We start from the raw sequence: 14244 nt of genomic DNA on the forward strand, positions 1-14244 counted from the left end.
GATATGAGTGACGCAGTTCGTCTGGTGCTCGACGTTTCGGAGAGGGAGCATGGCGAGCGGCTCGACCGGCTGATCGCCGCCCGCGTCACCGGAGTAAGCCGGAGCTTCGCCCAGACGCTCATGAAGTCCGGCGATGTCCTGGTCAATGGCCAGCCCGCCAAACCGGCCCACCGGGTGCGCGCCGGCGACCAGATCGTGGTGATGTTGCCGCCGGTCGAGCCGCCTGAGGAGCTGGAACCGGTCTATCTCCCAATCCCGGTCCTCTACGAAGACGAGGACATCATCGTCTTCGATAAGCCGGCAGGAGTGGTCACCCACCCGGCCCCGGGACACGAGCAGGACACGCTCGTGAACGCGCTCAAAGCGATTCGCCCCGACTTGCGGCTCCGACCGAGCGATCGGCCGGGGATCGTGCACCGGCTGGACAAGGACACATCCGGCTTGATCGTCGTCGCCAAGCACGAGGACGCTCGCTTGTCGCTCCTCAAGCAGTGGCAGGGCCGCTCCGTCGTCAAGCGTTATTTGGCTCTGGTTCACGGCGTCGTCGAGCCAGACGAGGGAACCGTCGACGCCCCGATCAGTCGAGACCCACGGGATCGCAAGCGGATGGCAGTCGTGCCCGGTGGACGGCCGGCGGTGACGCACTTCCGCGTGCGTGAACGTTTCCGCTGTGCCACGCTGCTCGAGCTGACGCTCGTGACAGGCAGAACGCATCAGATCCGCGTGCACATGGCATTTATCGGCCATCCAGTCGTGGGGGACGAGGTGTATGGGCGGCGCGGGTTCGTCGTGCCGGTGCCACGGCAGTTCCTGCACGCGACCTACCTCAAGTTCATGCTGCCCAGTACTGGAAAAGCGATCGAGCTGGAGACGCCGCTCCCGCATGACCTGCAGGAGGTACTCGACGGGCTGCGCGCCAGAGAGGATCGCACTCTGAGTGGAGCCGGCACAGGCCCGCGCTGATGTCGAACAGATCTTCTCGACGGTTATCGCTGAACTCCGCGCCGAGCGGTTGGTAGAGCGAGCCCTGCAGCTCGAGGCTGGCGCGATCCAGATCCAGGGGGAACGCTACTCGCTACCACCGGGCGCTCGACTGGTCGTTGTGGCGATCGGCAAGGCGGCGATCGGGATGGCCGCCGGCGCCGAGCGGGCGCTGAACTGCCGGATCGACCGGGGCCTAGTCGTCACCAAGCGGGGCTTCGCGGTTCACGCTGGCCTCACCCATTTCGAGGTGCGAGAAGCGAGCCATCCGGTTCCTGACGAGAGTAGCCTGGCGGCCGGTCAGGCGGTGCTGGCAGCGGTCAGCGGTCTCGAGCGGGACGATCTAGTGCTCACGCTGATTTCCGGTGGAGGCTCAGCGCTGGTGGAAGCGCTCCGGCCCGGCATCACGCTCGACGATCTGGCCAGCACGACACAGCTCTTGTTGCGAGCCGGTGCCGATATCTGGCTGCTCAATGCAGTGCGACAGCGACTCAGCCTGATCAAGGCAGGAGGGCTGGCTCGCGCCGCTGCTCCGGCACGAGTCGTAAACCTGCTGATCTCCGATGTGCTCGGGAGCCCGCTGCCGGTCATCGCCAGCGGGCCGAGCGTCGATCCAGGGCCCGTACTGGCAGATCCGGGTGACACGATCAGAGGGCTGGGGATCTGGGAAGAGTTGCCTGTGGCAGTGCGCCGCGCGCTGGAGCAGCCGTGGCAGCCGGATCCGGTGCGCAACGTTGCCCAGAATGTCGTGCTGGCCGATGCTCGTCGACTGGCGGAGTTGGCGAAGCGTGCCGCGGAGCGGCGAGGGTACCAGAGCGTCGTACTCGGCGATCGGTTCGTCGGCGAGGCACGGGAGTTCGCCCGCTTCTGGTGTACGCTGGCCCGGCACATCCACGAGCGGGGTGAGCCGTGGCACCCGCCGGTCTGTCTCATCGGCACCGGCGAGCTGACCGTGACGGTACGTGGCCAGGGAGCTGGTGGCCGCAACACCGAGATGGCGCTAGCCGCGGCGCTGGAGCTGGACGGTGTGTCGGGCGTCGCGGTCGCCAGCCTCGCCTCGGACGGAGACGACGGAATCTCCGGGGCGGCTGGTGGGGTAGTGACCGGCCAGACAGCGGGCGCGATCAGGAGGGCCGGCCTCGACCCGAAGCAGCTCCTGCGGGAGAACGACAGCGCCCGGGGGTTAGCAGCCGCGGAGGCACTCCTGGTCACCGGCCCGACCGGAACCAACGTCAACGACCTCTATCTCGCGATGATCCGGTAGGTTATGCACCGCAGACAGGGTTTCGCTGGCGCTTCGCGCGAACGGGACTACTTCGTGAGCAGCGTGGTATCGGTCGGCGGACGGGGCAGCCAGCCCATGCGCTGGAGCGCCTCCCGGCCGAGCAGCCCCAGCAACACCTGCGAGTCGTCGTCCTGGGCATTGGGGTTGTACTCGAAGCGGGCGCGCTCGAAGTACTGTACCGTGCGGCCGTTTTCGGTGAACTCCTCGCTGATCGGGTAGCCGAAGATCTCCACTCCGCCGTGGCTCTCCCAAAACTCCTTGAAGCCGAATGCCAGGGAATGGCCGGTCTCCGGGAAATACCGTCTCTCGGCGGTGCTCTCGAACGGCGGTACTGGCTGGAATGCGCGATCGCTGGTCAGCTCGACNTCCACTCCGCCGTGGCTCTCCCAAAACTCCTTGAAGCCGAATGCCAGGGAATGGCCGGTCTCCGGGAAATACCGTCTCTCGGCGGTGCTCTCGAACGGCGGTACTGGCTGGAATGCGCGATCGCTGGTCAGCTCGACGCCAAGGCGTCCCAGCGTGATCCGCTGTCCCTCGGGTGCCGAGGCGCGGTACTCGAAGCGCGCGCGCTCGAAGTACTGGACCACTACCTGCTCGCCGGTGTTGGGGTCGGTGATCGAGAACTCCTCGGTCAGGGGATACCCGAAGATTCGCTCACCACCGTTGGCTTGCCAGAACGCCTTGAATCCAGCGGAGATGAAGTGTTGGGTTTCGGGAAAGTAGACACGCTCGGCCGAGGGAACAGCCGGTGGCTCCTGTGGGTCGGTCGGCAGGCGCTGGACGATGCTGAGCGCCTGTACGCGCCCCTGGCCGCTCGCCATCTGGCTGATCCAGCCGATCAGCGCGTCCGAGACGCAGGGCATCACCGCCTGCTGGGTGCGAGCCACGGCGAACTCCTGCTGGTGCTCGATGTCGTAGGCGTACACATCCGGTAGGCCGCTGCGCCAATCTTCCCAGACGATCAAGTTGCCGTGCATCGCCGCCTTGCCGACCAGGTGATCCTCGACCAGGATGCGCTCCTCTCCCGAAGGACGGTGGTGCAGGACGAGCTGCGGCGGGCCACCGCTCCTGAGCAAGCGCCGGAACACGATCCAATCGCCGGAAATCACCGGGTCGACTTCGTCCTCGGGCGTGGAGGTGACTGGCGTCACCCGGTTGTTCCCAGCGTCCCAGGCGTAGATATCCCAGTCGCCATCGCGAAAGTCTTGCCAGACGACGGTATCGCCGCTCACCGAGGGATGTGCCTGGTTCTCTTGATCGTTGGTGATCTGGATCACCTGCTCTGACTCGAGCCGGCGGGCAAAGATATCCCAGTGCCCGTTGCGTCGCCCGCGCCAGGCGACGAGGTCGCCGTCGATCACCGGCTCACGCACTTCACCAGGCTGGTTCGTCACGACCAGTGGAGTGCCTCGGGAGAGGTCGACTCCGACGATTCTCCGCTGCTTCGGGTCGGCACCACTGACCCAGATGATCGTCGTCCCGGAGATCGCTGGCTCCTGCCGGGTACCAGGGCTGCGATCGGGGCGGAACTCGCGTCCATCATCCAGGTCGTACGCGTAGATTTCGGGGGTGCCGCTGCGGTGGTCTTCCCAGACCAGGATCGATCCGGAGGCCACGAGGTTACGCTGCTGGAAACCGACGGATGAGGTCATCGCCGGCTCGAGGCGATACGGCAGGGGCGTGCTGGTAGCCGAAGCGAAGGAGGCGGGCTGGAGCACTGCCGCAACAGTGATCAGGCAGAGGATTTCAGCAATTCGACGCAGGCGCACGCTCTCCTCAGGACCACACAACTCAGGCCCGCTCATCGGTATCGCAGTATAGCATCCGCTCTGGCGTCGCCTTGCGATGGGTGTATGCTACCTGCGCAGAACGAGAGCCAGTGCGCTGGAGAGGCGGACCGCGATGAGGTCGAAGAGCCCCGCACCAGTCATCCTCGATGTGGATACCGGCGTCGATGATGCGTTGGCGATCGCGCTTGCCTGTCGGCTCCCTGAATTCGACGTCATCGGGGTGACGACGGTTGCCGGCAACGTCGATCAGCAGCGAGCGACCGAGAACACGCGGCGCGTTCTTCACTTCCTCGGGGCCGGCGATGTGCCGGTCGCGCCCGGCCTCACCGCGCCGCTGGTCCGGCCGCATCGCGACGCGATGGCCTACCACGGACCGAACGGTCTGGGAGGACTCGAGCTCCCGCCGTCACCTGGTCGGATGGTTGGCGCCCACGCGCCGGAGTTCATCATCCAAGCAGCCCGGGAACATGCGGGCGAGCTTATTCTGGTTTGTCTGGCGCCGCTCAGCAATCTGGCCGTGGCGCTGTTGCTCGAGCCCGAACTGCCGCGACTTCTGCAGCGGGTCGTGATCATGGGTGGCGCGTTTACCGTCGCCGGAAACGTCACGCCTTGGGCGGAGTTCAACGTCTTCGTCGATCCGGAGGCGGCGGCTCTCGTAGCGAGGAGCCAGCTCCCGATCACTTTCGTCGGTCTCGACGTCACCACGCAGGTACGCTTCACACGGCAACAGTGGGAGCGGTGTCGTGGCCTCGATCATCCTGAGCCGCGCCTGATCTCCGGCGTCTCGTCCTGGGCATTCGAGCATCGGCAGCTCGAGAGTTACGCGCTGCACGATCCGCTTGCCGTGGCAGTCGCTGCCTACCCCGACCTGATCAGGTGCGAGCGGACAGCGGTGAGCGTCGATACTGGCCTATGGAGCACGGCCGGACAGACGACGATGGTTCGGAGCAACAGCGCGGCATCCGAGCATCTGGTTGCTCTGGAAGTGGATGTGCATCGCTTCGGCGCGCTCTTCGCTGGAGCGCTCGGGGTGCCGATGGTCTGAAGCGCTGTTGACGACCCGGGTGAGAGGCGTAGTACATAATTCACCGAGGCACGTGCTGACAGCGGGGCGCTGCACTCGGTCGAGAGCGGGATGACAGCATGGAGGCGTGACGTGTCCAGTGAGCTGGAGATCCGTGAGGAGCCGTCGCTTCAAGATGTCGATCTCCTGGCCCGGCTGACCCAGTACTTCGATTCGATCATGCAGCACCTGCGCGCGGGTCACGGCTGGTTTATCTTCAATGCGGGCGGCTCGCGCGGAACCCGCATCGTCACCTTCATGTTGGGGCGGCTATCGGAGTACCAACCGCTCATCACGTACTACTACATCCCATGGCGGGACTTTGCCTTGAACGCCTACATGGTCGAGGTGGAGCTGCAGGCGATGTCCGAGCGGACGCTGCCGCTCCAGGGGCGCGCGAAGCGGGAGTACGATATCGCGACACGCATCTCTCGAGACAGCATGGCCCGAATGATCATCTCCGACCTGTTGATCATCGCGGGAGTCGCGCCGCACCACCGGCACGAGTTGCAGTTCCTGGATCAGGCGGTCGAGCGGCGGTATGTTCAGAAGCTTTCGACGATCCTGATTACGCCCGCTCAGCCCCACGAGCTGGCGGCACAGTTCGAAGAGCTCGCGCCGGGCGAGCGTGTCTGGGATCGCTTCTTCACCAGGATGTACGAGCGCAGTCTCATCGCGATGTGATGCCTGGCTATCGGCTCCTGGACGGTGTTGGGAATTGGAAGTGCCCACCGGGGGGCACTCAATAGTGACGCTCCACGGCATGCTCAGCTAGCGCCGCGAGCATGTCGCGTGTCTCACCTTCGGGAATCGCTTCCAGGGCTTCGCGAGCCTGCTCGACGTACTGCCAGGCTAGCTCGATCGCCTGCTCGATGGCGCCGGATCGCCGGATCGCTAAGACGGCGGCAGCAACCTCGTGGTCGCCGGGCGCGCTCTCTGTCAAAACATGCTCCACGAGCGCCAGGCTGCTCGCGTCTCCGAGACGATTCTGAAGGAACAGCATCGTCGGAAGCGTCACTGTGCCCTGGCGCAGGTCGTGCCCGGCAGGTTTGCCGATATGGTCAGTAGATTCGCGCAGATCGAGCACATCGTCCACGATCTGGAAGGCCATACCGAGGTGCCCGCCGTAGCGGCGGAGCGCGTCGATCTCCTTGTCAGTCGCGTCTCCGAGGATCGCTCCGATCTCAGCCGAGCCGGCGAAGAGCGCGGCGGTCTTGCCGTAGATACGGCGCTGATAGTCGTCGAGGCTCACATCCGCTCGGCGGGCGGCGAAGATCTCGCGGAGCTGGCCATCGCAGATACTGCCGAGGCAGTTCGCGAAGACGGCCAGCACTCGCGGGTTCATGGTGGAAGCTGCGAGCATGGCTGAACGGGCGAACATGTAATCCCCCACCATGATGACGACCTCCGGTGGGAGAACCGAATTGAGCGTCGGCTGCCCTCGTCGTAGCTCGGCATGATCTATCGAGTCGTCGTGGATCAGTGAGGCGGTGTGCAAGAGCTCGATTCCTGCCGCGGCGGGGACCAGGCGGTCCAGGTCGTAGTTGAAGGCCCGGGCAGCGAGGAGCACCAAGAGTGGCCGGAGACGCTTTCCCCCGGCACCGATCAAGCCTCGAAGAATATCCCCGACGAGGGGATATTCCAGCGCTGTCTCCTCGAGAAGGCGGTCTTCGACCCGCTTGAGGTCGGGCCGCATCGCCTCCAGGACGGTACCGAAGTCCAAGTAGCCTCCAGCCTTCCCATGCCACGGAACCGATATGCTACGTTTCCACGCGCCGGTCTACCGGCCAGGGGGATTATAGGTGAACAGCTTCACAGAGGCCACAGGCGGGTGACTCCGCGCAGTCAAACGCGCGCGAGCAGCTCACCTCGCCGGATCCTTCGCGGCTTCAGAGCTCCGCTTGCGCCGTCCGGAGGCGCCCGCTTGTCAGTATGGCATACTGCAGCCCAACGGTGTGTGCCCTATCACTTCTCTGCAATCGGTGAGATAGGTCTGCGGGATGGGGAGGTGGCGTGCGGACTGAACCATCACCATTCGGGTTGCGCCGGAGACGTCGCTGGCACTGGCTGAGCTGGAAGCTCAGCCTGGCAATGTTAGGTCTGCCGCTCATCGTGCTGCTGGCAACCACCGGTTACGTTGTGCTTATCCGTGATGAGCGATTGCACGTGACGGTCCTCGATGCCTACACGGAGCAGCCGCTCGCTGGCGTGCACGTGCGAGCCGGGCAGGCGGAAGCCGTCACCGATGAGGCGGGTGAAGCGCGCATCGAGGCTTCAGGTTCCGCGAGTCTCGTGTTCGAGAAAGAAGACTATGATCCGGTCACGCTGGAGATTGCTCCTGACCAGCGATCCGCACGTGTCCGAATGCGTCCGAATGTGGTCCGTGGGGTCGTCACTCGTCGAGATAACGGGGAACCATTAGCCGGCGTCACCGTGAAAGCCCTTTCCGGCGACCAGGTGGTGACTCAGACGACTACCGATTCGAACGGCTCCTATGCGCTGCGTGGAGTTCCAGAGGGGGCGACGCTGGCCTTCGAGCACGACGAGTTTGCCGATGTTCGGATCGATCTGAGCAGGCAGACAGCCGTCTCGGTCGCTTTGAGGCCGGACGTTGTCACCGGGCAGGTGACCGATCCGGACGGTCAGCCGATCCAGGGAGCCACCGTTGCTATCGGGAACGCGATCGCGACGACGGACGAGATGGGCACGTTTCGCCTGACCGGGGCACCGGAGCAGGGTGAGATCGTCGTCAAAGCACCGGGGTACCGCGCAGCGGTGGTGCCTCTGAGCGCCGAGATGCGCGTGGCAGCGCAGCTCGAGCCGATCAGCGTCCGGGCCATCTACATCAACGCGGCAGTGGCAGCGAATCCGGAGGCCTGGGCCGAGCGGCTGGCGCTGGTCGAGCGAACCGAGGTCAACGCCGTCGTCGTCGACCTCAAGGACAGCACCGGGCGCGTGTTTTACGACAGCCAGGTGCAGCTCGCTCAGGAGATCGGCGCCGTTTTGCCCATCCTGGACCCGAAGGCGATCGTTGAGGAGCTACACCGGCGAGACATCTACGCGATCGCCCGCATCGTGGTGTTCGAAGATCCGATCCTGGCAGAGGCCAAGCCCGAATGGGCCATCAAAGATGCGGCAACGGGCGATTTGTGGCGAACATGGAACGGCTTGGCTTGGGTCAATGCACATCGCTCGGAGGTATGGGACTACAACATCGCGCTGGCCCTCGAAGCGGCGAGCTTCGGCTTCGATGAGATCCAGCTCGACTACATCCGCTTCCCGAGTGACGGACCGCTCGACCGGGCCGAATACGGGGTTGAGCACAATCGTGAGACACGCACGCAGGCGATCGGCGAGTTCCTGGAGCGCGCTCGCCTAGCCCTCGCCCCGACGCGGGCCTACCTGGGTGCGGATATCTTCGGACTCACTCTCTGGGAGCTGGGAGACAGCGGCATCGGCCAGGTCCTCGAAGTCGTGGCTGAACGGGTCGATTACATCTGTCCGATGATCTACCCTTCGCACTTCTATCCCGGGTCGATGGGCTTCGAGATCCCGAACGATCACCCATATGAAGTGATCCTCTGGAGCTTGCAGAACGGGGCAGAGCGGATCCCGCAGCATGTTCGCAAGCTGCGGCCCTGGCTGCAGGACTTCTCGTACGGCCCAGGGATCGAGTACGGCCCGAACGAGGTACGCGCGCAGATCCAGGCGGTGGAGGATGCCGGCTTAGATTCCTGGATGATCTGGAACGCAGACAACGTGTACCATGAAGAGGCGCTGCACGCGAGCTAGCTGGCTTTGGATGGCGGTGAGATGGCCGATCTCGAACGCAGCCGAGTCCTGTCTCTCGAGGCAACGGCGGCGCGCTGGGTCGATCTGCTGGTCTCGCTCAGGCCCCGCCAGTGGATCAAAAACGCGGTGGTCTTCGCACCACTTGTCTTCGGCGGCCTCTTGACCGACTGGCACGCGCTGCTGCGAGCTACGGTGGCGATGCTCGCGTTCTGCGCTGCTGGGAGTGCCCTCTACCTCTTCAACGACTGGCACGATGCCGAAGCCGACCGCCAGCATCCCCTGAAACGCTATCGCCCGATCGCGGCTGGCCGGATCGGCGCGAGCACCGTTCGCCTCTCGATCGGCATCCTGCTCGTCGTTGCGGTGGTCTCGTCGGTGCTCATCGGCCCCAAGTTGCTGGCTGTGCTCGGCGCCTACGTGATGTTGATCGGCCTCTACACTCTGGTGCTCAAGCACCTGGTGCTGATCGACGTGCTCGCAATCGCCGGGGGATTCGTGCTGCGCGCGGTCGCCGGCGCCGTCGCCGTGCAGGTGCCTCTCTCTCCGTGGCTCTACGTCTGCACGGTACTGCTCGCGCTCTTCCTCGGGTTCGCGAAGCGGCGCCACGAGATGGTGCTTCTGGAGCAGCAGGCGGCCAATCACCGCCGGAATCTCGACGACTACACTGTCCCGCTGCTCGACGCGCTCCTCACCGTGACTGCGGCCGCCACGCTGATGGCATATTCGCTCTACACCTTCTCCGCTCCGAACCTGCCGGACAACCACGCGATGATGATGACGATCCCCTTCGTGATATACGGCATGTTTCGCTACCTCTACCTCGTGTATCGTCGCGAGCAGGGGGGAGTGCCAGAGCAGGTGCTCCTTACGGACTTGCCGCTCCTTACCGCCATCGGCCTCTGGGGCTTGACCGCCATCATCCTGCTCTACGGCTGGAAGCTGCTATAACACGACGCAAATTTGCTCCACGTCCTGTGGAAACATGTAGCGTGACCTGCTATACTCGGGGCGTGGCCAGCGGGGGTCTGCCGGCCGTGCCGGCATCACGTCTCGAAGCCGCTGGTGGAGGGTGCGGGAGGACACGGCCATGTTGATCATCCGACGTCGCGGCCGGCACGAAACGGGGCGGATTCAACAAGAGATGGCTGAGGTTTTCCAGTCGTGGGTGATCGGATTTCGCCCGCTGCTCCGTTCACAGGCCGGTGTTTGGCGCCCACCCACTGAAGTCTTCGAGGACGAGCATGGATTGGTTGTCCGCGTCGAGGTCGCGGGGGTGCGGGACGAGGATCTGCAAGTAGTCGTCGACGATGCGGTCCTGCGCATCTCTGGCATCCGCCGGCCGCGCGATGGCGAGCAGAGGAAGACGTATCACGAGATGGGGATCTTCTACGGCCCCTTCATGACCGAGGTTCTGCTGCCCTTCGCCATCGAACTCGATGCCGTCGAGGCCGTGTACGAGCAGGGCCTACTCCAGGTATCGCTACCACGGGTCCGAGCCTCTCGCGTGGTGCCACTGCGCACGGCCGAGCTGGCTCCGGAAGAGGAGTGAGTTGACGTATGACGGATGAGCTGCGTGAGCGCGAGCAAACAGTGGAAGAGGTGAGCGAGGAACCGCGCGGCGAAGAGCAGAGCGAGCCGCGGGTGTTGCCGGTTTTGCCGCTTCGCAACACGGTTGTCTTTCCGATGACCGTCGTGCCGCTGGCGGCCGGGCAGCCGCGTTCCTTGCGGCTGATCGACGATGTGGCCTCGGGCGACCGCCTGGTCGGGTTGGTGCTCCAGAAGGATCCGAAGCAGGAGGGCGCCGGCCCGGGAGAGACCTATGAGGTCGGGACGATCGCGAGTATCCACCAGATGATGCGCGTGCCCGACGGCACCGTGCGCCTGGCGGTGCAGGGGCTGCGGCGGATGCGCATCGTCGAATGGGTGGCGGAAGAGCCGTACCTCCGGGCGCTGGTCGAGGAAATTCCCGAGACAGTGGAAGATACCGTCGAGGTCAAGGCGCTGATGCGCAACGCGCTGGAGCTGTTCCAGCGGCTGGTCTCGCTGGTCTCGAACCTCCCGGAGGAGCTGGTCACCGCGGCCCTCAACATCGACGATCCGCTCCATCTGGTGTACCTGATCGCGTCCAATCTGCGGATGGAGCCTGAGGAGCGCCAGGAGTTGCTCGAGCTGGACAGCGTGCGCGACAAGCTCCTGAAGCTGAACGCCTTCATGAGCCGCGAGCTCGACCTGCTGGAGCTGGGCAAGAAGATCCAGAGCGAGGTGCAGGAGGAGGTCGCGCGCACCCAGCGTGAGTACTACCTACGCGAGCAGCTCAAGGCCATCCAGCGCGAGCTCGGGGAGACGAGCGAGCAGGAGGCCGAGATCAACGAGTTGCGGGCCAAGATCGAAGAGTCGGGCATGCCGGAGGAAGCGCGGCGCGAGGCATTGCGCGAGCTGGATCGGCTCTCCAAGCTGCCCCCAGCCGCCGCCGAGTACGGCGTGATCCGCACCTACCTGGATTGGCTGACCTCGTTGCCGTGGAACCGCAGCACCGAGGGCGAGATCGACATCGCCAGGGCACGACAGATCCTGGATGAGGATCACTACGACCTGGAGAAGATCAAGGAGCGGATCCTCGAGTACCTGGCCGTCCGTCGACTGCGCAAGGAGCGGGGTGAGGACGCGGCCGAACCGAGCCGGGAGCCGATCCTGTGCTTTGTCGGGCCGCCGGGCGTAGGGAAGACGAGCCTGGCGCAGTCGATCGCCCGTGCCTTGGGCCGGGAATTCACCCGCATGTCGCTGGGTGGCGTGCGCGATGAGGCGGAGATACGCGGCCACCGGCGCACGTACATCGGCGCTATGCCGGGGCGCATCATCCAGGCTATTCGCCGGGCCGGGACGAACGATCCGGTCTTCGTGCTGGACGAGATCGACAAGGTCGGTGCCGATTGGCGAGGGGACCCCTCGTCGGCGCTGCTCGAGGTGCTGGACCCGGAGCAGAACCACAGTTTCCGGGATCACTACCTCGATGTGCCGTTCGACCTCTCGAAGGTGATGTTCATTGCGACCGCGAACGTGCTGGACACGATTCCGCCAGCGCTGCGCGACCGGATGGAGGTTTTGTCGCTCTCGGGCTACACGGACGAGGAGAAGCTGCAGATCGCCCGGCGCTACCTCATCCCGAAGCAGTTCCGGCGTCATGTCTTGAACCCGGAGGAGTTCGACTTCACTGACGAGGCGATCCTGGAGATCATCCAGCACTACACCCGGGAGGCCGGTGTCCGGAACCTCGAGCGGGAGATCGCGAGCGTGGCCCGCAAGCTGGCGACTCGGCTCGCCGAGGGCCAGGAGGTGCCGCGCACGATCACGCCGGAGGAGATCCGCGAATTTCTGGGCAAGCGGCGCTTCTACTACGAGGAGCTTTCCGAGCGCACCTCGCAGCCGGGCGTGGCGATCGGAGTCGGCGTGAGCCCGGTCGGTGGCGACATCATGTTCATCGAGGCGACCCGAATGCCGGGCAAGGGCCAGCTCATCATCACCGGTCAGCTCGGCGAGGTGATGCGCGAGTCGGCCCAGGCGGCGTTGAGCCTGGTGCGGTCGCGGGCTGAGGCATACGGCATCGAGCCGGACTTCCTCAAGGACAGCGACATCCATATCCACGTGCCGGCTGGCTCGACTCCGAAGGATGGGCCATCGGCTGGGATCACGCTCGTCACTGCCCTCGTTTCGCTGTTGACCGGGATTCCGGTCCGCGATGAGGTAGCGATGACTGGCGAGATCACGCTGCGCGGCCAGGTGCTGCCGGTCGGGGGGATCAAGGAGAAGGCGCTTGCCGCCCAGCGGGCGGGCATCAAGGTCTTCATCCTCCCGAAGCGCAATGAGCTCGACTTGGACGACCTGCCGCCGGTGCTCAAGGAGAACATGCGCTTCGTACTGGTCGAGAATATCGACCAGGTGCTGGCGGAAGCCATGCCGGAGGAGTTCCGACGGCGCATCGAGGAGGTGGCGCAGGACGTGCGAGATGGCCGCGCCGCAGTCGAGTCGATTGCCGCGGCGAGCGAGCAGCGCTAGCCGGCCCGAGCGGTGAAGCGAGCGCGGGGGACTGGTGGTCCTGGCCACCAGTCCCCATGTCGTCTCCTTTAGTTCGTATCGGAGGCTTCCGTCTCCGAAAGCCGGCGCGAGCTCTCTGTGACGTCGACGGGTGCTGCGTTACTATGCACTTCGACAGGGATGACCCGTTGCGGTGAGCGGTAGGGAAGGGGGCGCGATGAGTGAGGAAGTCCTGGCGCGGCCGCCGGTGATCGGCATCACGCCGAGTCCCAGCACGGACACGTTCTCGCACGGAACATTCGAGCGCTACGCGCTGTCCACGAATTACGCCCGCGCAATCGAGCATGCCGGTGGCATCCCCATCGTGCTCGTGCCGCAGCTCGATCATCTTTCTCACCTGGTCAGGATTCTCGACGGCGTTTTGCTGAGCGGCGGTGGCGATATCCGCCCAAGTCGGTACGGCGACTCGACCGTGCACCCGGAGACCTACGGGATTCACGATCTGCGGGACGAGTTCGAGCTCGCGCTCGCGCGATCGGCGCTCGAGCTGGACCTACCGCTGCTCTGTATCTGCCGGGGGATCCAGGTGCTCAACGTCGCGCTCGGCGGTACCCTGATCCAGGACATCGGCGACCAGGTCCCCACGACGATCGAGCATCGCCAGCAGCGACGAGAGATCCCGTCCACGGAGCCCAGCCATGAGGTAGAAATCGTGCCGGGCTCTCTCCTCCATGCGATCTATGGAGACACTGTGATCGCTGTCAACTCGTTCCATCATCAGGCGCTACGCGAGGTCGCGAGCGAGCTCCGGGTGGTTGGGCGAGCGCCGGACGGGATCGTCGAGGCAGTCGAGCTGGCTGGGCGACGCTTCGTGCTGGGGGTGCAGTGGCATCCGGAGATGATGTTCGAGGCGCATCCTGAGCACCTGAAGCCATTCCGAGCGCTCGTCGAGGCGGCCGAGGCGCGTCGAGCGGTGTTGGCGTTTACGGAGCCGGTGCTCGGTGCTGGTCGGGGAGGTGAGCGTCCCTGAAGCCCGGTGCCGGGGGGCGGCTGCGGGAGGGCTGCGGGAGGTGAGCCGCGGGTCGCGCGCCTTTGGGTTGACGCGACCGGGCTCGATGGGTATACTAGTAGTCGCGTCTGGAGAGGCCTCTGATGAGGCCGGTAGCACCTTGACAATCGGAGCGTGGTCGAGTGCCCCTGGTCCGAATAGACCAGGATATGGCCGGGTATCCCAGGCAGTGAAGACGACCCCTCGCACGAGGGGGCGAGAACACTGATGGAGAGTTTGATCCTGGCTCAGG

Annotated in this window: 11 protein-coding genes; 9 read left to right on the top strand and 2 right to left on the bottom strand. The window is 64.9% G+C overall.

What is annotated here, in order from left to right; translation table 11 throughout:
• Positions 1–3 precede the first annotated feature (3 nt).
• Both NET02_RS08495 and NET02_RS08500 read left to right on the top strand, forming a co-directional pair.
• On the top strand, positions 4–963 hold the full coding sequence (locus NET02_RS08495) for an RluA family pseudouridine synthase (RefSeq protein WP_284056964.1): 960 nt from the start codon (positions 4–6) through the stop codon (positions 961–963).
• Positions 938–2245 carry a glycerate kinase type-2 family protein gene (locus NET02_RS08500; RefSeq protein ID WP_284056965.1) on the top strand — a complete coding sequence of 436 codons (1308 nt, stop codon included), beginning with the start codon at positions 938–940 and terminating at the stop codon, positions 2243–2245. Before NET02_RS08495 ends, NET02_RS08500 begins: the two co-directional genes overlap by 26 nt.
• 47 nt (positions 2246–2292) lie before the next feature.
• On the opposite strand, the gene NET02_RS08505 is transcribed toward NET02_RS08500, so the two are convergent.
• Complete coding sequence (locus tag NET02_RS08505; protein WP_430981075.1) at positions 2293–4071, bottom strand: TolB family protein; 1779 nt, start codon at positions 4069–4071, stop codon at positions 2293–2295.
• Positions 4072–4168: 97 nt separating this feature from the next.
• Here NET02_RS08505 and NET02_RS08510 point away from each other — a divergent pair, with 97 nt between their 5' ends.
• A complete protein-coding gene (locus tag NET02_RS08510; RefSeq protein WP_284056967.1) occupies positions 4169–5101 on the top strand; it encodes a nucleoside hydrolase in 933 nt (310 codons plus the stop codon).
• A 111-nt stretch (positions 5102–5212) separates the two neighbouring features.
• Positions 5213–5803, top strand: a complete 591-nt coding sequence (locus NET02_RS08515; protein WP_284056968.1) for a hypothetical protein — start codon at positions 5213–5215, stop codon at positions 5801–5803.
• Between the two features lie 58 nt (positions 5804–5861).
• Here the strand turns inward: NET02_RS08515 and NET02_RS08520 are convergent, their stop codons facing one another.
• The gene (locus NET02_RS08520) at positions 5862–6842 is read right to left on the bottom strand and encodes a polyprenyl synthetase family protein (protein ID WP_284056969.1); all 981 of its coding nucleotides are present in this window, start codon (positions 6840–6842) and stop codon (positions 5862–5864) included.
• Between the two features lie 290 nt (positions 6843–7132).
• Here NET02_RS08520 and NET02_RS08525 point away from each other — a divergent pair, with 290 nt between their 5' ends.
• From NET02_RS08525 to NET02_RS08545, 5 genes are all read left to right on the top strand, one after another.
• Positions 7133–8911 carry a putative glycoside hydrolase gene (locus NET02_RS08525; RefSeq protein WP_284056970.1) on the top strand — a complete coding sequence of 593 codons (1779 nt, stop codon included), beginning with the start codon at positions 7133–7135 and terminating at the stop codon, positions 8909–8911.
• Positions 8912–8932: 21 nt separating this feature from the next.
• Positions 8933–9859: a decaprenyl-phosphate phosphoribosyltransferase gene (locus tag NET02_RS08530; protein ID WP_284056971.1), complete on the top strand. Its 927-nt coding sequence runs from the start codon at positions 8933–8935 to the stop codon at positions 9857–9859.
• A gap of 193 nt (positions 9860–10052) precedes the next feature.
• Positions 10053–10460, top strand: coding sequence for an Hsp20/alpha crystallin family protein (locus tag NET02_RS08535; RefSeq protein WP_284056972.1), 408 nt, complete (start codon positions 10053–10055; stop codon positions 10458–10460).
• A gap of 8 nt (positions 10461–10468) precedes the next feature.
• Positions 10469–12964, top strand: a complete 2496-nt coding sequence (gene lon / locus NET02_RS08540) for an endopeptidase La (protein WP_284056973.1) — start codon at positions 10469–10471, stop codon at positions 12962–12964.
• Positions 12965–13160: 196 nt separating this feature from the next.
• Positions 13161–13973 (top strand): gamma-glutamyl-gamma-aminobutyrate hydrolase family protein, encoded by an 813-nt coding sequence (locus tag NET02_RS08545; protein WP_284056974.1) that lies wholly within the window; start codon positions 13161–13163, stop codon positions 13971–13973.
• The last annotated feature ends 271 nt before the right edge of the window (positions 13974–14244 follow it).

Origin of the sequence: Thermalbibacter longus, from assembly GCF_023806485.1 — a bacterium.
Lineage (GTDB): Bacteria > Chloroflexota > Chloroflexia > Thermomicrobiales > Thermomicrobiaceae > Thermalbibacter > Thermalbibacter longus.